The sequence below is a fragment of the Blautia argi genome (genome assembly GCF_003287895.1).
GTDB lineage: Bacteria > Bacillota > Clostridia > Lachnospirales > Lachnospiraceae > Blautia > Blautia argi.
On record NZ_CP030280.1, the window covers coordinates 1,837,524 to 1,853,829 of the forward strand.

At 40.8% G+C, this 16,306-nt stretch carries 21 protein-coding genes and 1 pseudogene; 5 read left to right on the plus strand and 17 right to left on the minus strand.

Features of this window, described 5'->3' with window-relative positions; genetic code table 11:
- Positions 1–72 precede the first annotated feature (72 nt).
- From DQQ01_RS08930 to DQQ01_RS08945, 4 genes are all read left to right on the plus strand, one after another.
- Complete coding sequence (locus DQQ01_RS08930) at positions 73–795, plus strand: GltB/FmdC/FwdC-like GXGXG domain-containing protein (RefSeq protein WP_111919740.1); 723 nt, start codon at positions 73–75, stop codon at positions 793–795.
- A 16-nt stretch (positions 796–811) separates the two neighbouring features.
- Positions 812–2,023: a glutamine synthetase family protein gene (locus DQQ01_RS08935; RefSeq protein ID WP_111919741.1), complete on the plus strand. Its 1,212-nt coding sequence runs from the start codon at positions 812–814 to the stop codon at positions 2,021–2,023.
- Positions 2,024–2,054: 31 nt separating this feature from the next.
- Positions 2,055–2,639: an ANTAR domain-containing response regulator gene (locus DQQ01_RS08940; RefSeq protein WP_111919742.1), complete on the plus strand. Its 585-nt coding sequence runs from the start codon at positions 2,055–2,057 to the stop codon at positions 2,637–2,639.
- A 109-nt stretch (positions 2,640–2,748) separates the two neighbouring features.
- Positions 2,749–3,021, plus strand: a complete 273-nt coding sequence (locus tag DQQ01_RS08945) for a LysR substrate-binding domain-containing protein (protein ID WP_207657619.1) — start codon at positions 2,749–2,751, stop codon at positions 3,019–3,021.
- A gap of 827 nt (positions 3,022–3,848) precedes the next feature.
- Here DQQ01_RS08945 and DQQ01_RS08960 read toward each other — a convergent pair.
- The 11 genes from DQQ01_RS08960 to DQQ01_RS16530 all read right to left on the minus strand — a co-directional run bounded on the left by DQQ01_RS08960 (position 3,849) and on the right by DQQ01_RS16530 (position 11,593).
- Entirely contained in the window at positions 3,849–4,067 is a 219-nt protein-coding gene (locus tag DQQ01_RS08960; RefSeq protein ID WP_162624291.1) for a winged helix-turn-helix domain-containing protein, read from the minus strand.
- On the minus strand, positions 4,055–4,249 hold the full coding sequence (locus DQQ01_RS08965) for a response regulator transcription factor (RefSeq protein WP_207657620.1): 195 nt from the start codon (positions 4,247–4,249) through the stop codon (positions 4,055–4,057). The genes DQQ01_RS08960 and DQQ01_RS08965 overlap by 13 nt, the downstream gene beginning before the upstream one ends.
- 407 nt (positions 4,250–4,656) lie before the next feature.
- A complete protein-coding gene (locus tag DQQ01_RS08975; RefSeq protein WP_111920876.1) occupies positions 4,657–5,289 on the minus strand; it encodes a cytidylate kinase-like family protein in 633 nt (210 codons plus the stop codon).
- 144 nt (positions 5,290–5,433) lie between these two features.
- Positions 5,434–6,348: an RluA family pseudouridine synthase gene (locus tag DQQ01_RS08980; RefSeq protein ID WP_111919748.1), complete on the minus strand. Its 915-nt coding sequence runs from the start codon at positions 6,346–6,348 to the stop codon at positions 5,434–5,436.
- 5 nt (positions 6,349–6,353) lie between these two features.
- Complete coding sequence (lspA, locus tag DQQ01_RS08985; RefSeq protein ID WP_111919749.1) at positions 6,354–6,878, minus strand: signal peptidase II; 525 nt, start codon at positions 6,876–6,878, stop codon at positions 6,354–6,356.
- Positions 6,879–6,881: 3 nt separating this feature from the next.
- On the minus strand, positions 6,882–7,988 hold the full coding sequence (gene aroB, locus DQQ01_RS08990; RefSeq protein WP_111919750.1) for a 3-dehydroquinate synthase: 1,107 nt from the start codon (positions 7,986–7,988) through the stop codon (positions 6,882–6,884).
- A gap of 25 nt (positions 7,989–8,013) precedes the next feature.
- The gene (locus DQQ01_RS08995) at positions 8,014–8,766 is read right to left on the minus strand and encodes a YlmH family RNA-binding protein (RefSeq protein ID WP_111919751.1); all 753 of its coding nucleotides are present in this window, start codon (positions 8,764–8,766) and stop codon (positions 8,014–8,016) included.
- Positions 8,767–8,775: 9 nt separating this feature from the next.
- Positions 8,776–9,360: a cell division protein SepF gene (locus DQQ01_RS09000; RefSeq protein WP_111919752.1), complete on the minus strand. Its 585-nt coding sequence runs from the start codon at positions 9,358–9,360 to the stop codon at positions 8,776–8,778.
- Positions 9,361–9,380: 20 nt separating this feature from the next.
- Complete coding sequence (locus DQQ01_RS09005) at positions 9,381–10,076, minus strand: YggS family pyridoxal phosphate-dependent enzyme (protein ID WP_111919753.1); 696 nt, start codon at positions 10,074–10,076, stop codon at positions 9,381–9,383.
- Positions 10,077–10,122: 46 nt separating this feature from the next.
- A complete protein-coding gene (locus DQQ01_RS16525; protein ID WP_242980279.1) occupies positions 10,123–10,698 on the minus strand; it encodes a hypothetical protein in 576 nt (191 codons plus the stop codon).
- Complete coding sequence (locus tag DQQ01_RS16530; RefSeq protein WP_242980281.1) at positions 10,652–11,593, minus strand: biotin/lipoyl attachment domain-containing protein; 942 nt, start codon at positions 11,591–11,593, stop codon at positions 10,652–10,654. Before DQQ01_RS16530 ends, DQQ01_RS16525 begins: the two co-directional genes overlap by 47 nt.
- A 142-nt stretch (positions 11,594–11,735) precedes the next feature.
- On the opposite strand from DQQ01_RS16530, the pseudogene DQQ01_RS18135 reads away from it, so the two are divergent.
- Positions 11,736–11,961, plus strand: a pseudogene (locus tag DQQ01_RS18135) (DUF378 domain-containing protein).
- Between the two features lie 91 nt (positions 11,962–12,052).
- On the opposite strand, the gene DQQ01_RS09020 reads toward DQQ01_RS18135, so the two are convergent.
- The 6 genes from DQQ01_RS09020 to minD form a co-directional block, all read right to left on the minus strand.
- Positions 12,053–12,472, minus strand: a complete 420-nt coding sequence (locus tag DQQ01_RS09020; protein WP_111919755.1) for a twitching motility protein PilT — start codon at positions 12,470–12,472, stop codon at positions 12,053–12,055.
- Positions 12,473–12,538: 66 nt separating this feature from the next.
- Entirely contained in the window at positions 12,539–13,654 is a 1,116-nt protein-coding gene (locus DQQ01_RS09025; protein ID WP_242980282.1) for a D-alanyl-D-alanine carboxypeptidase family protein, read from the minus strand.
- Positions 13,638–14,033: a methylglyoxal synthase gene (locus tag DQQ01_RS09030; RefSeq protein WP_111919756.1), complete on the minus strand. Its 396-nt coding sequence runs from the start codon at positions 14,031–14,033 to the stop codon at positions 13,638–13,640. Before DQQ01_RS09030 ends, DQQ01_RS09025 begins: the two co-directional genes overlap by 17 nt.
- Positions 14,030–15,160 carry an FtsW/RodA/SpoVE family cell cycle protein gene (locus DQQ01_RS09035; RefSeq protein WP_111919757.1) on the minus strand — a complete coding sequence of 377 codons (1,131 nt, stop codon included), beginning with the start codon at positions 15,158–15,160 and terminating at the stop codon, positions 14,030–14,032. The genes DQQ01_RS09030 and DQQ01_RS09035 overlap by 4 nt, the downstream gene beginning before the upstream one ends.
- Before the next feature lie 28 nt (positions 15,161–15,188).
- Positions 15,189–15,458: a cell division topological specificity factor MinE gene (gene minE, locus DQQ01_RS09040; RefSeq protein WP_242980285.1), complete on the minus strand. Its 270-nt coding sequence runs from the start codon at positions 15,456–15,458 to the stop codon at positions 15,189–15,191.
- Positions 15,459–15,467: 9 nt separating this feature from the next.
- Positions 15,468–16,256, minus strand: a complete 789-nt coding sequence (gene minD / locus DQQ01_RS09045) for a septum site-determining protein MinD (protein WP_111919758.1) — start codon at positions 16,254–16,256, stop codon at positions 15,468–15,470.
- Positions 16,257–16,306: the final 50 nt, after the last annotated feature.

The window sequence follows — 16,306 nt, forward strand, 5'->3', positions numbered from 1 at the left end:
TATTTAAAAGTTAAGAGGAAATAACATTGGGCTTAGAAAAGAGTAAACAATTACTGGGAGATGTGGTATAATATGAAAATCATAGATGCAACAAATTTAGATTACAAAGCTGTAAATGAAGAATTACGCAAGACCAACAGTGACTGCACTATCGAAGGTTGCTGCGGCCAGAGATTTATCGCTGCAGGTATGTCCGGGAAAAATATTACAATCCATGGTGTTCCGGGAAATGCACTGGGTGCATACTTAAACAATGCAAATATTACCGTAAACTCCAATGCACAGGACGCAATAGGAGACACTATGAATGAGGGAAAGATACTGATTCATGGTAATATTGGCGATGCGGCCGGATATGCTATGCGTGGAGGCAAAATCTATGTCCAAGGCAATGCAGGATACCGTGCTGGAATTCATATGAAAGCGTATAAAGAAAAGATTCCTGTTATGATCATCGGTGGATATGCCGGAAGCTTCCTTGGTGAATATCAGGCTGGTGGCATCATCATAGTACTTGGTCTTCACACAAACAATAAACAAATTGTAGGTAATTTCCCATGTACCGGAATGCATGGCGGCAAAATGTTTTTGCGCGGCGACTGTAAGGATATCCTCTTTCCGGCACAAGTAACTGCCAGATGTGCAACCCCTGATGATTTAGCTGAAATACGCAAATATCTGTCCGAATACTGTACAGATTTCGGATATTCTGTGAAAAAACTATTATCTGCTCCTTTTACAGTCATTACACCAGACAGTAACAATCCATATAAACAAATGTATGTAGCAAATTAGAAAGTAGGTGGTTTTTATGAAATATTCCAAAGAAGAGGTAATACAATATGTGCTGGAAGAAGATGTAAAATTCATCCGTCTCTCCTTTTGTGATGTGTTTGGCAAACAGAAAAACATCTCCATTATGCCTGAGGAACTTCCTCGCGCTTTTGAATTTGGAATTGCCATTGATGCATCTGCCATCGCAGGATTTGGCGATGAAAACCATTCCGATCTGTTTCTCCATCCGGATGCAGACACACTTGCACCTCTTCCATGGAGACCAGAACATGGGCGTGTGGTACGAATGTATTGCAACATTACCCATCCAGACGGCAAAACCTTTGAATGTGATACCCGTTCTATTCTGAGAAAAGCAGTTCAGGATGCACAGGATTTAGGATATCAGTTCTTCTTTGGTGCTGAACAGGAATTTTATCTATTTACTCTGGATGATAATGGAAACCCAACGAAAAAACCCTATGATAACGCTGGCTACATGGATATTGCTCCGGAAGACAAAGGTGAAAATATCCGACGTGAAGTATGTCTTACCCTTGAACAAATGGGAATACAGCCGGAAAGCTCTCATCACGAAGAAGGTCCGGGACAAAACGAAATTGATTTTCGCTACTCCGCTCCACTGACTGCGGCAGACAATGCCATGACCTTCCAAACTGTTGTGAAAACAATAGCCAATCGCAACGGCCTTTTTGCTGACTTTAGTCCAAAACCGCTAAAAGATAAGCCCGGAAATGGGTTTCATATTAATATATCTGTAAAATCTTCTGATAATACAGATAATACCAATTATATGATTGCTGCTATTCTGGATAAGATTTCCGATATAACCGTATTTTTAAACCCAACGGAAAATTCTTATCAACGTTTTGGCACTAATAAAGCTCCAGGATATATTTCCTGGTCCAGTGAGAATCGTTCTCAGCTTGTCAGGGTTCCTGCTGCTGTAGGTAAATATCAACGTGTAGAGCTTCGTTCTCCAGATCCATCCGCAAATACTTATCTGGCATTTGCCCTGCTAATTTATGCAATTCTGGATGGTATCCAGAATAAACTAGAACTAGCACGCCCGGCTGATATAAACCTGTATAAATCAGATGCTGATGTTCTTGCAAAATTTGAACAATTGCCTGGCGATTTCAAATCCGCATGCGCTTTGGCCGTAAATAGCAAGTTTATTAAAAAATATATACCAGATGCTATATTAGATATTTATTGCAATAAATAATTAAAACCAACGAAAAAGGAGGAGGTGTCAAATGAGTTTAAGAGAACGCTTTTACAGTATACTCATCGTGTCTGCAACAGATAGCTTCACCTCTGCCTTTGCTGACCTGCTCCCTGAAACAAGATACTACCCTGTCCATTCTGTTACAAGTGTCAGTGCTGCCAAACAAACGCTTGCTGAAAAAACATTTGATTTTGTTATCATCAACGCTCCACTACATGATGATGTGGGTATTCGTTTTGCGATTGACACTTGTACCACAAAACTGTCCGTTGTGTTACTTTTAGTAAAAAGTGATATCCATGCTGATATCCACGATAAGGTTGCTGAATATGGCGTTTTTACTCTGCCAAAACCAATTTCAAAGCTAACCATATTACATGCCCTCGATTGGATGGAAAGTGCCAGAGAACGGCTGAGACAATTAGAAAAGAAGTCTCTGTCTATTGAGGAAAAAATGGTTGAAATCCGTCTGGTCAATAAGGCAAAATGGCTTTTAATCAGCGAACTGTCCATGAGTGAACCTGATGCTCATCATTACATAGAAAAACAGGCAATGAATCGCTGTATTGCAAAACGAACCATTGCCGAAGAAATTATTAAAACTTATTCCTAATCCTCTTACCAATTTGTCAAGCAATATGCAAAATTGTTTTGAATCTTTATAGCGGTCAAATTGACCGCTATTTGGGGAAGGTTATAGACTATCTATCATGAACTCACATATGCAGCGCTTCCGTGAAACCCCGGCTCACGCTTTGAATATTGGAACGCTTCCGTTCTTATCACAATATGGATTTACTTCGCTTCTTCACCATTTTACCAATCAATACCCGAAAATTCCGCTTTCAATTCATGAAGCAGAAGAATCAGAACTGCTGTCCGGTCTATTGTCCGGTCTATTTGATTTTATTCTTGCCCGTGAAACTATGTTGGATCAGACTTGTACTGAATTTTTCCCCATTGCCAAAGATCGACTTCTTGCGGCGCTTTTCTGATCCCCCCTCTTGGAACGTTTTGCAAACTGCCTGTTCCTGCTTTTTACTGTGCATTTAATGACAGTCATCATCAAAGCATTAAACTGTATTCTGACGATATGCTCGAAAGAAGATGTATTCACAATCTCACCTCCTTTCCGCATACGTTGAAATATATAAACGGAAATACCGTTCATACCTTTTAGAAATACGAAAAGTGAGCATTAAAAAAGCCCACACAAAACTAATGGTTTACATGAACTAAAGTGGTAATTTATTCAGTTCTATAATTTTAGATTTTTTAATAACTGTCGAATATTTTCCTGTTTTTACTTTTTTATATATCAAGCAAAAATTTTCTTCGATAGATGATATTTACAAAGTAGTAGAAAATGAAATATACAACAATAAAGATAATACTATATTTTATCGACATTCCAAAACTGCTGACAGCACTTTGCGAATCAATATAGAGGATTCCAGCCCACATAATTATGATTGCAAAAAGAAATGGTATCCACAATAACACTTTTTTTCTTCCTATAGTACGGTACATTTCTTTTTGAGAAAAGCCTAATTTGTACATAGATTCATATTTCTTTTTTCTCTTTCCAAAGAGGTATAAAGTCTAAAGTAAATAAGGCTTACAGACGCAATCAGGAAAATTAAACTTACGGAAAATCCAACGAAAGTACATAATTTCCTCATTAAAGATTCTGTATTGTAATAATTTAATACCTTAATAAAAATAGTCAAAATCTCTTTCAAGATACGCAAGACTTCCGCTGATTATGAAAGAGGAAAGAAATACAGAAATAAGGTTTGAAAGATGTTCTTTCAAATATAGTTTAATCATTTTCTTCATCTTTTATTTTCTCCAAAACATACCCTACATTTCGTATTGCTTTTATTTCAAAGGGGCATTTTAATTCTCGAAGCCTTTTTCTTGCCCTTCCTATATTCACATTTAAGGTATTTTCTTCTACAAAAACATCTGTATCCCATAGGAGTTGTAATAATTCATTTCGCTTTACAGGAGTTGGGTATGCCCGGATCAAGCATTCCAAAATGTCTTTTTCGTTAATGCTATGGTATGTTCCAAATATTCTAATTTTAGCGTTTCTGTATTTAGAACCACATGGTCTAATTCTACAGTTTTTCTTTCCTGCAAAGCATACTCCCCATAAATTCTTCTTAAATGGGCATTGATTTTAGCAGTCACTACATCATAGGAAAATGGTTGCGTCAAGTAATCATCGCCACCACATTCGATTGCATATATCTGGTCTAAGTCCATGTTTCGTGCTGATAGAAAAATAACTGGAATCATGCTATGCCGACGAATTTTTTACACCAAAAGAAACCGTCATAACATGGTAAATTTATATCCAGTAACACCAGTTGTAATTGATGATTTAAAACTTGTTCAGCAACATTGGTAAAGTCACTACATACCCATATTGCAAATCCGTACTTTTTCAAATGCTCACTCAATAATTCTGCTATTTATATCATCTTCCAACAATACCAATTTTATATTGCATAAAAATATCGTCCTTTCTTTTGATACCTCTATCCTTTTGGCAAAGATAGCTTCGAAAGAAGACGCCCCACAAAGGAGCGCCTTCCAAGAATCTTGATTTTTGCATCAATCCCTTATTTTATCACTCGTTTCTTAATTTCCAGCATTTTCTTAATCATTTCCACACAGCCGTCAATTCCCAAAACAGAACTGTTCAAACAAAGGTCATAGCTGTCCGCATCTGCCCATTTCTTACTGGTATAATAATTATAATAGCTGGCTCTCTGCTTATCCGTTTTGTGAATTTTATCCTTTGCCGCTGCATCAGAAAGATTATATTTATCTGCAATTCTGCGGATGCGTTTGTCCATATCTCCATGAACAAAGACACTGAAGGCTCCCTCAAAATCAGATAATGCATAATCCGCACAACGTCCTACCATAACACAGGACTCCTCTTGTGCCAGTTTCTTAATGGTGTCAAACTGTGCCAGAAAAACTTTGTGATTAATGGGCATATCTGCAAAGGCTGCGGAAGAATAACCAAAAGAATAAGTATCCATAACCAGGGAATATAAAAAACTGCTTGTAGGCTTTTCATCATGATGCTCAAACAACTCCTGACATATACCGCTGTCCTTGGCTGCACGGTCCAACAGCTCCTTATCATAGCACTTGATACCTAAATCCTGTGCTAGCTTCATACCGATTTCCCGTCCTCCACTTCCATATTGACGTCCGATTGTTATAACTGTATTTGCTGCCATAACCATACACTCCTCTCCTGAAATTTCATATCTTGTATTCATTATAATCTATTTTGGAGGAAATGTATATATAATTTAGGAATTTAAAGGGATTTTTTCATATATTCACCGATAATTTAAAAGTAACAAGATAAGATTATCTTTTTACCGCAGCTTTTTCAATAACTGCTCAAAATACTCCGGCAAAGGCGCCATAAATTCCATATATTCCTTTGTCACTGGGTGGAGAAATCCCAAAACCATGGCATGAAGAGTCTGTCCCTCAAGTCCTGCATAGGGACATTTCTTCGGTCCGTACAGCATATCCCCTAAAAGCGGGTGCCCGATACTACTCATATGTACGCGTATCTGATGGGTACGCCCTGTTTCAAGCTGGCACTCCACGTAGGTAAAATTTCCGAAACGTTCCAGGACACGGTAATGCGTTACCGCAGGTTTTCCATTTTTCACATGCACCGCCATTTTTTTTCGCTCTATGGGGTGTCTGCCAATATCTCCCTCTATGGTTCCTGTATCCTCCTTCAGATTTCCATGAACAATGGCCCGGTATTTACGGGTAATACTGTGAACTTTCAGTTGTTCTGCAAGACTCTGGTGCGCCAAATCCGTTTTACATACCACAAGCGCTCCTGTAGTATCCATATCAATGCGATGGACAATTCCAGGGCGAAGAACGCCGTTAATGCCGGAAAGGTGGTCTTTACAGTGAAACATCAAAGCATTTACCAGAGTTCCTGTATAATGCCCTGCACTTGGGTGTACCACCATGCCTTTGGGCTTATTTACCACTAACACCTGTTCATCTTCATAGAGAATGTCCAGAGGAATCTCCTCTGCCAAAATATCCGGCTCCTGACTGTCTGGAACCTGCACAGTGATTTCATCCTCATCAGACAGCTTATAGCTGGCCTTTACCGGCTTTTCATTTACTGTAATATTCCCTTCCCGAAACTGCTTTTGCAAAAAAGAGCGGGAGTAATCCTTCATTACTTCCGCCAGATACTTATCAATCCGTTCTCCTTCGCATACGGCATCTGCCTGCAAACAAATCTGCTTCATGCTCTCTACTCCTGCTCTTTAGATGATTTCCATTTCAAGAACTGAAACTCCTCATCTTTATAATAAAACAAAACTAAAACAAACAACAGCACCATGCTGACTGTGACATAAATATCCGCCACATTAAACACCGGAAAATCTATAAGCGAAAAATAAATAAAGTCCACCACATAATTCAAACGCAAACGGTCAATCAGATTTCCGATTCCTCCTGCTGTAATAAGAAAACAAAGGATTTTCATGGGGAGAAACCGTTTTCCCTCAGGCAGTTTCCAAAGTATATAACACACGCCTAGCAAAATAGCGGACGTAAGCAACACTAAAAAAACCTTCTGGTTCTGAAAAATACCAAAAGCAGCGCCTCGGTTTTCCAGATAATGCAGGGACAACACATTGGGAATCAGGGGAATATCCGCCTGATTCTTCAGATGCTCTACTGCCAGTAGCTTTGTCCACTGATCCAGTCCTGTGAGAACCGCTACGGATAAAACAAGCTCTAAAAAAGATTCTATTCTTCTTTTCTTTTCCATTTGTTACTCCTTTCCTCCTGCAGGAAGCACAGACCGAATCCCTTCCAGCAAATCAGCGTCTGTCAGAGTTTTATCCACAACCGCATATCCTTTTTTCTGCAGCAGAATAAATTTTATGGCCTTTCCGTCCATTTTTTTATCCGATTTCGTAGTCTGCAGAATCTCTTCTGCACATAGGTTCTCTGTGTACACAGGAAGGTCAAACGCCTTTATCTGTTCTAAAATTTCTTCATATTCTTCTTTTGTAAGCCAGCCTCTTTTCATAGAAAGAAAGGCAGACGCCGCACAGCCCACTGCCACACACGCGCCATGGGACATAGTAAAATTTTTCAGTTTTTCAACCGCATGCCCAATGGTATGTCCCAGATTTAAGACTGCACGTTCTCCCTGCTCTGTAGGATCATTTTCTACCACGGTTTTCTTAATCACGCAGCTTCTGTAGATCATTTCCAGGCAGATGTCGTTTTCTCTCTGCATTATTTCTTCCCTGTGCAGAGTAAGCCATACGTTGTAATCCTTATCCCGAATCAGTCCGTGTTTGATAACCTCTCCCATACCGCTGGAAAACTCTGTATCAGGAAGAGTTTTTAGGACAGATACATTGGTATACACCAGAAGAGGCTGATGAAAAGCTCCCACCATATTTTTATACTGTTTAAAATCTACCCCTGTTTTTCCGCCAATACTGCTGTCTACCTGGGAAAGAAGTGTGGTGGGAATCTGGATAAAATCTATGCCCCTCAAATATGTGGCTGCCGCAAAACCAGTCATATCTCCGGTCACACCACCGCCTAAAGCTGCCAACATATCCTTTCTGTCAAAATGCTGCTGTATCAGATATTCATAGATTCCCTGTATCTGCTCCAGCGTTTTATTTTCTTCCCCGGCCGGAAGGATATAGGACATTACTTCCATTTTGCACTTTTTCAGCTCTCTTTTCACTTCCTCCAGATACAGAGGCGCCACATGACTGTCTGAAACAATACAGATGCGGCGGCTTTCTTTTTGCAGAGTCAGCACCTCGTCCGCAAGGGAAGCAAAATCCTTTCGGAAAACAATGGGATAGTGAAAATCCCCGATGCGCTGAACAAGTAAGCGTTCTCCCGTCATAGCTGTTTTTCCTCCTTTTGCTTGTTTAACAATATCTGTACAAAATCACATGATAGCGATCTTTTTTCGTCTTATTGGTAACAGAACCAAATTGAAATTTCCCTTTGCCTCGAACAGAAATAATATCTCCGTCCTTTATGGTGTATCCGTTTGATACCACACTTTTGCCGTTTACAAAAACCTTTCCTCCCTCTATAAAGGGAATTACACTGCTTCTTGAGGTTTTAAAAGCAAGGGCAATGATACTGTCCAGACGGGCAGAGGCCACTGTACCGGACACTTCCTCTCTTTTGGGAACCGGAAAATCCGTGATTTCCGTAATCTGCTCTGCCTTTACAGAGGTATGGCGGATACGGCAGATTTCTTCTTTGAGAAATTCACAAAGAGAAGTATGACAAAATACACAGGCACTATCCTCTTCCATGAGAATATCTCCGATTTTGCTCCTGTCAATACCCAGATTTAAGATAGCCCCCAGATAATCCCTGTGTGTCAGCTTATCCGAAAATTTCCGATTCAGGGGTTCAATTCTTAAACAGGCCAGAGGATAATCTTCTTTACAACAAAAAGCATCAGGGACGAAGGCTGCCATCTGACGCTCTGCGGTTTCATATCCTCCCCACAGCTTCACGGTCACTCCCGTATCTTTCATGGAAAGGCTCTGAAGCATATTCTGTTCGTTTAAATCAAGAAAATCGGAGAAGGTAAGAATTCCCCGAAAATAAGCCTTCTTACTCAACTCCGTCATACGCTTTTTAAATAAATCGTCTTTTTCCATAAGCTGTCATTAAAGTCCCTCGTAAATAGAACCGCCGGTGATATCATTTAAAAGCTCCTGAGAATCTCCGGTAATATCCACGCCTTCTGGTGTCAGAATGAAAATATAAGAAGATACCTTACGGATACTTCCATTAATTGAATAGCTTGCACCTGAGGTAAAATCAATAATATGCTGTGCAAGATTGATATCCAGTCCTTCCAGATTCAAAATAACGGTACAGCTATCCAGAAGTGCATCTACAATTTCTGTGGAATCTTCAAACTGTTTAGGCTTAATCACACACACCTCATTGGAAGATGTTTTCTTTTTTACATTATACATAGGCGTCACCTTACTTGAAGAAGAAGCGGTTGGCTGTTTCTGAGGCTTCGGAGCTTTTGTGGCAGCAGTCTGTTTTTCTGCTTTTTTATGGCTTTTGGAGGAGGAAACATAATCCTCATCAAAATCATCAAGATCCTCATCCAACTTTTTAAAGAATCTCTTTTTCGGCTTTTCGTCCTCAAAATCCTCGTCCATATCATCTAAAAACTCGTCATCATCAAAGTCTTCATTTACCTTCACTGCATCTAAAAATTTATCTAAGATATTCATACTAGCAATCTCCAATCCCTTTATATACTGTAATTTCTTTCTCCGAAGATGCCTGTCCCGACGCGGACGTGGGTAGCGCCTTCTTCAATGGCAACTTCATAATCACCAGTCATGCCCATGCTTAAGACATTCATAGTAACATTATCAATATTTTCCTGTGCAATGTCAACACTTAATTTTCTTAAATCCCGAAAAAAGTTCCGATTATTCTCCGGATCTTCTGTATAAGGTGCAATGGTCATCAACCCTTTTATCTGAATATGCGGAAGTCCGGCGATTTCTTTTGCAAGAGGCAGAGCCTCTTCTGGCGCAATTCCGAATTTGCTTTCCTCCCCTGCCACATTTACCTCTAATAGAACAGACGCAGTTCTATTTTTCTTCCCTGCCTCCTTGCTGATTTCCTCTGCCAGACGCAAAGAATCCACAGAATGAATCAGACATGCTTTATCTACCACGTATTTTACCTTGTTTCTCTGCAAATGCCCAATCATATGCCAACGAATCTCCGGTGACAGGATTTCCGCCTTTTCAGTCAGTTCCTGTACCTTATTTTCTCCAAAATCCCTGACACCTAAGGGCAAAAGTTCCTCTATCATGGATATGGGTTTTGTCTTACTCACTGCAATCAGGGTGACCTCTGAGGGATCTCTTCCTGCTCTTTTACATGCCTGTATTACTTTTTCTTCTACGCTTTTATAATTGTCACAAACGCTCATTTTCCTACCCCTTTCGTTGGTAACTCAAAAATCTGTTTCCTTCTCTTTAATGGAGAATTTCCTCTTCCTTAACGCTTTCTCCGTCCAGAACAATATAGTCAAAAGGCTGAAGACCATAGGAGGTTCCCTTCGCAACAATACAGTATTCCTCATTCTGGTCTAAAATCTCAATCTGCCGGAAAACTGCATAGCCTTTATTCATGCCATAAACCCCTTCCAGATAATCCACCTCACCCACCACAAAGGTTTCGGAGGAATCTGGTTTCTTTAGTACATCGTTCTCCCGGAAGGTTTTTTCGTCAACATAACAGTACCCTCCCGGATCTGCCTGGGTTTCGGCAGTAATCTCATTTCCATCCTCATCAATTTCCTTATAAATAACTGCTTCTACAAATTCAGTAACAGGAGAACCTTTGCGGTTATCTACCTCACGAATAAAGCCCCGTCCTTCTCCGTTATCTCCCTTTGCCAGAAAATCTCTTGGAATCAGATAAAACTCCTTTGTCACAATAGAACTTACCGGTATTTTTAATCCACTCTGGGTATTTACAACCAACTCAATCTCCAGGAAGCGGTCAGAGGCATAGCGTATCATACCATTCTGAAGCTGAATTTTTGCCACCTTCTGATTTCCCACATTGACAATGGAAAGAGAGCCGTTCTGGACTTTCTCCGTCCTTTGTAAATCTGACCTTGATGCTGGTACGATCTGCAATGGCTGCCGCCAGCTTATCGGTAATTGGCACCATAAGCGTCCATTTTTCACTGGTGATTACCTTATAAACCGAATCTCCCGCCTTTATCTTCTCACTGGTCAGAAGGTCTGTCTTTTTATAAGCTCTCTCGTTAAAATCTTCTTCTTTCAGGTCTTTTGCTGTTTTTTGTTCATATCCATCCGTAGAATATACCACAACACCTGCCTCCGGAGCTGTGTATACGGTCTGACTTCCCAGAGAAACAGCAGAGCCTACTGCCTGTCCTGCAATCACCTGGGAAGTTTCATCTTCTTCCTCGTCTTTAACCTGCTCTGTCACACCTGCCGCCTGCAGAATGCTTCCCTCCAGTTCATATTTAAAGCTGTAGGTATCATAAAAATCACTGCCATCAAAGGAATAGGCAAACTTTGCCATACTGGAACGAAGTTTTTCCAGTTGTTCCTCTGTAAGCTGAATATCCGGTGCTTCCTGTTTTGCTGCAGACAGCCCATAGACAGAGCCGTTTTTCCGCACCTGCATGCCTTCCCGGGCATAATACCTGGTATATCCCGTACCGCCTGCCTGTACCACCTGCTCCTCCCGGAGCGCCAAAGCTGTACAGACCGGATTCTTAGTAAGCGGACCGGAGGTAACCTGATAAGAAGTCACATGGGACGAGGTCGCATACAAAATCACGGTAATCACCATATAGATAAACAGGGCGCCAAACATCATGGTTGTAATATTAAAGGTCAGCACCCGCTTTATGGCGGAAAAGAATTCTTTTAATTTTTTACCAAAACTGTTTTTTTTGCCTGCCAATCTGAATCTCCTTTTTAATCCGTTCGTTTTCTGCACTATTTTATATTTTACCATTTTCACTGTAGAATCACAATAGCTAAATTTTGTGTATAAAGGAGTTTTAAAAGGAAATACTAATACCGTGAAAAGGAGGCTTATATTTATGAACAGCAGAATTTTAGATTATACGGCACTGGTTATTACCCGTTATTGGCGCAGTAAACTGGGGATTAATCGGACTTTTCCGTTTTAATCTTGTTACCTTCCTGTTTGGCGATATGACCTGGATTTCCAGAATTATTTACACTCTGGTGGGCATATGCGGTCTGTACCTGCTCAGTCTTTTTGGAAGAATCTCTTCCTTTTCAGACAGTACAGAACACCTGTAAAAGGGAGAAAAAAGGGCTGTGATTTTAAGCATTTGTAAGTTTGCTTAAAATCACAGCCCCATTCATACCCATTGCAATGCAGGAAAACCGATTAAATGGAAACCAGAATCATCTCTTTTACACTTTCAGGCAATTCTTTTTCATCTTTAGAAACACTTAATACAAAAGAAACGTGATACTTTTCACCCATGGTATTCAGACGTGTGAGAACCTCTGCAAATTCTTCGTCTTTTACCTTTGAAATTTTGATGAAGCTATCAAGGTACATTTTTTCCAAATCATTATCCTGAGAAACAACACCGGAAAGGAAACCCAGAAATTCGCTGCTGTTCTGAATGTCATAGTCAGACATATCAATCAGACGTACTTTGTTATTCAGCTCATACATATGTTTTCTGCTTTTATCCAGATATACCAGTGTTCCCCTGGCTTCCTTCACCTCTGTATTTACCTTATCCAGAAGTACCTTTGTTTTTCCTTTACCCTTTTCTCCTACAATTAACTGAACCATCGCAATTTCCTCCTTAGCCGCACGTAGTATGTATTTTTACTAAAAACGTGGTTATCGTTGAATTAATTATAGTGCATATCGTTCAAAAATACAATGGTAAATTAAAAATTTCAGGTAAAATTTTAAGAATTTATTTTTTCCAGCATCTGACGGACACGATTGTTCATCTCGGGTTTCATTTTCTGCCCCGTAAACAAGAATCGCATAGGCATCGCCATAATTATTCTGAGCCAAAAGCACGGTATAATGCTCAGCTTCACTGGAAAAATACTTTCCTCCCAGTATTGTTATGCCCTTAGGAACGGAAATTCTTCCTGCAGTATAGAGGTTATCACAGTTTAACCACTGCTGGTTTTCTGTACCGTCTGCTTTGCTGTAATTCAGAATAAACTCCGGCAGTCCCATGGCATTTAAAATATCCGGATATTCTAAAAATCGATTCATCAAAAGATACAGATCATACACGGTACTGTATTGATTTTCATCAGATACACCTGTAACATTAGCAAAATGAGTATTGGTCATGCCAAGCTCCTGTGCCTTCTGATTCATCAACTCTACAAAGGCTTCTGCGCTGCCTCCTGCGCTTCTTGCAAGAGCCAGACAGGCGTCCTGTGCAGAAGATACCAGTACTGCATTGTAAAGCTGATTTACTGTAACCTGAGTATCCGAAGATAATCCGCAGGAACGGAAATCATTTCCGTATACCATGTCCTCGGAAGCAATGGTTATGCTGTCCTCAGGATTCAACTTATCATAAGCTGTTAAAACTGTCATAAGCTGTGTCACCTTACCGGGAGATATCCTCTCATAAAGACCGGTTGCAAAAGGAATCTCTTTTTCCTGTACGGCAAACAACCCGGCCCGCTCTCCTTCTTTTGCCTCCACACCCTCTAAGGGAGTTTCGGCCTCTCCTACACAGAGTGTATCAGCCAGACCCTTGCCCACCGGATAATCCTCCCCTGCCATGGTTCCAAAAATCTGCTGGCTTCTGTTATAGGGAAGAACCTCCTTCAGCTTCCTGTTCCCCGAAACCAGAAAAATTGCCAATGCCCCAAAAAGCAGAACAAGAATCAGAAGGACTACCAGAAACAGAGTCTTTATCATTTTCTGCTGATGCCGCTTCTGGTATCTGGAAGGTTTCTTTTTTTGTTTTTTGGAGAATTTATCGATACATTTCACGCCAGTCCAATTCTCCTCTTCCCAAAGAACGAATCATCATCTCCGCAGTTGCCAGATTGGTTGCCATAGGAATGTTATGTGTATCGCAGAGCATAAAAATCCGCTTTACATCAGGGTCATGCTTCTGCGGCTCCAAAGGCTCTCTTAAATAAATCACCAAATCCATATCATTTTGTTCGATCATAGCGCCTAACTGCTGTTCGCCGCCTAAATGCCCTGCAAGAAATTTGTGTACTGTCAGATTGGAAGCTTCCTCGATAAGTCTTCCTGTAGTTCCGGTGGCATAAAGATTATTCTTTGATAAAATATTCCTGTAAGCAATGCAAAAATTCTGCATTAATTTCTTTTTTGAATTGTGTGCGATCAAACCGATGTTCATGATTTTTCTACCTCCCTGTAAGTTCTGTATCTCTGTAGACCCACGTTCAGCACAAGCCCCATTCCAATATAAAGGCTGACCATAGAAGTCAGACCATAGCTGACAAAGGGCAACGGCGTCCCGGTATTTGGCAGTATCTTTGTAACAACCGCTACATTGATAAAGCCCTGCACTGCTACAATGGACGCGACTCCGCAGCATATCAGTTTTCCGGCCATATCCTTTGCCCGCAGGCTTGTCCTGATACATTCAAAAATAATCAGAAGCAACAGCAGCAAAATTGCCACACATCCGATAAATCCCAGTTCCTCTCCTGCTACAGAGAAAATAAAGTCTGTCTGGTTTTCGGATACGAAGTTTCCCTTGTTTGCAGATGCCACCTCATTGTTGTTCAGACCTTTGCCTGTAAGCTGTCCGGATCCAATTGCCATCACCGAATTTTCCTGCTGATTTACCGCGTCTGAATATTCCTCGTCTTCAGAATTTAAAAACGCCATAATTCGATTTCTCTGATAAGGCTCTATAAGTTTCTGATCCGGCTGGACAACAATAAAGAGAAATACAACTGCAAGAGGAACGACAATCATCAGTGCTCCTCCTATAATTTTATAGCTTAATCCTGCAATATATAACAGTATACAGAAAATTATAGCAATAGTTATGGTATTTTTCAAGTCCGGCTGTTTCAGAATCAGGGCAAGAGGAACTGCCATCAGCACTGCTGATTTTGCCAGAGTTTTCAGTGTATTCAAATCCTCCTCATGATCCATAAAGAATTTGGCAAAAAAGAGAATAAGTACAATTTTGCAAAGCTCAGTAGGCTGGAACTGAAAACCGCCGATATTAATCCAACGGGTAGCGCCATTGGCATCAGTTCCAAGAAAAATAACCAGAAGAAGCAAAATCAAAATGCCTCCATACATAATCCAGTTAAAATTCAAAATCCAACTGTAATCCATCAGGGATACAATCACCATAACTGTCAGTCCCAAAATCATACCTGCAAACTGCTTCTTCTGAAGAGAAGGCTCTGCACTTCCCACCAGAAGCACTCCGATAAAGGTCAGCACCATAAGCACCAGTACCAGTCTGAAATTGTAGTCCTTTAATTTGTATTGTCTAATCATGAAAACACCTTTTTCCTAATCTCAGTTATTATCTCCAGAAGGTAATTCCCGGAGAAGAATGTTCGATATCGGTCTTTAGGGGAATCTTTGCCATAAAAGTAGCTGTATCTTTTCGATACCGGATTTCTACTTTTTGCTCCTTTACGGCAAAATATTTATTCACAGCCCGAATCACGTCGTTTTGCAGCATGGTCATCATTTGTGGAGTACAGTCCAGCCGTTCTGATGTCAGAAGCAGCTTTAAACGGTCTTTGGCTACAAGACCGGAACGTCTGCCCGGAAATCTCAACAATTCCATGCCCTCCTTTTATTTTCTGAAAATGCCTGAAAGCCGCCCGAAAACACCCTGTTTTTTCTGAAATTTCAAAAGAGGCACTTCCTCCCCTGAAATTCTGCGGCAGATATTTTCAAAAGCCCTGCCGGACATAGAATCCTTTCCGCAGAGAGGCTCTCCCTGGTTGGTGGCTATCACCACAGCCTCATCGTCTGGTATAGCGCCTAAAAGGTCTATTGCCAGAATTTCCGTTACATCTTCAATGGACATCATCTCACCGCGCTTAATCATATCCGGACGCAGCCGGTTCACAATAAGCTGAATTTGCGGCATCTCATTTGCCTGCAAAAGTCCTACAATACGATCTGCGTCGCGGATTGCAGAAACCTCCGGAGTGGTAACTACAATAGCTCTCTGAGCCCCGGCAATGGCATTTTTAAAACCCTGTTCAATTCCTGCCGGACAATCCAGAATAATGTAGTCAAATTCGCTGGACAAATCCTCTGTAAGCTTTACCATCTGCTCCGGCGTAATGGCTGTTTTATCCTTTGTCTGTGCAGACGGCAGCAAAAACAGATTATCGCACTGCTTATCTCTTATCAGCGCCTGCTTCAGCCTGCAACTTCCCTCAATAACGTCAATCAGATTGTAAACAATGCGGTTTTCAAGCCCCAGCACCACGTCCAGATTTCGAAGCCCGATGTCCGTATCCACTACCACAACCTTTTTGTTAAGCCTGGCAAGACCCAGACCAATATTGGCTGTAACTGTGGTCTTTCCCACGCCGCCCTTACCGGACGTTACTACAATAATTTCACTCATACCAAACCCTCCTGATCTTTTTTGTACTTCCTGTGTACTTCGCAAATCTG

Bases quoted from the DNA above. Each gene is read 5' to 3' on its own strand.
- DQQ01_RS08930 (WP_111919740.1), top strand. From the start codon at position 73: ATGAAAATCATAGATGCAACAAATTTAGATTACAAAGCTGTAAATGAA.
- DQQ01_RS08935 (WP_111919741.1), top strand. From the start codon at position 812: ATGAAATATTCCAAAGAAGAGGTAATACAATATGTGCTGGAAGAAGAT.
- DQQ01_RS08940 (WP_111919742.1), top strand. From the start codon at position 2,055: ATGAGTTTAAGAGAACGCTTTTACAGTATACTCATCGTGTCTGCAACA.
- DQQ01_RS08945 (WP_207657619.1), top strand. From the start codon at position 2,749: ATGCAGCGCTTCCGTGAAACCCCGGCTCACGCTTTGAATATTGGAACG.
- DQQ01_RS08975 (WP_111920876.1), bottom strand. From the start codon at position 5,289: ATGGCAGCAAATACAGTTATAACAATCGGACGTCAATATGGAAGTGGA.
- DQQ01_RS08980 (WP_111919748.1), bottom strand. From the start codon at position 6,348: ATGAAGCAGATTTGTTTGCAGGCAGATGCCGTATGCGAAGGAGAACGG.
- lspA (WP_111919749.1), bottom strand. From the start codon at position 6,878: ATGGAAAAGAAAAGAAGAATAGAATCTTTTTTAGAGCTTGTTTTATCC.
- aroB (WP_111919750.1), bottom strand. From the start codon at position 7,988: ATGACGGGAGAACGCTTACTTGTTCAGCGCATCGGGGATTTTCACTAT.
- DQQ01_RS08995 (WP_111919751.1), bottom strand. From the start codon at position 8,766: ATGGAAAAAGACGATTTATTTAAAAAGCGTATGACGGAGTTGAGTAAG.
- DQQ01_RS09000 (WP_111919752.1), bottom strand. From the start codon at position 9,360: ATGAATATCTTAGATAAATTTTTAGATGCAGTGAAGGTAAATGAAGAC.
- DQQ01_RS09005 (WP_111919753.1), bottom strand. From the start codon at position 10,076: ATGAGCGTTTGTGACAATTATAAAAGCGTAGAAGAAAAAGTAATACAG.
- DQQ01_RS09020 (WP_111919755.1), bottom strand. From the start codon at position 12,472: ATGGTTCAGTTAATTGTAGGAGAAAAGGGTAAAGGAAAAACAAAGGTA.
- DQQ01_RS09030 (WP_111919756.1), bottom strand. From the start codon at position 14,033: ATGAACATCGGTTTGATCGCACACAATTCAAAAAAGAAATTAATGCAG.
- DQQ01_RS09035 (WP_111919757.1), bottom strand. From the start codon at position 15,160: ATGATTAGACAATACAAATTAAAGGACTACAATTTCAGACTGGTACTG.
- minE (WP_242980285.1), bottom strand. From the start codon at position 15,458: ATGGAATTGTTGAGATTTCCGGGCAGACGTTCCGGTCTTGTAGCCAAA.
- minD (WP_111919758.1), bottom strand. From the start codon at position 16,256: ATGAGTGAAATTATTGTAGTAACGTCCGGTAAGGGCGGCGTGGGAAAG.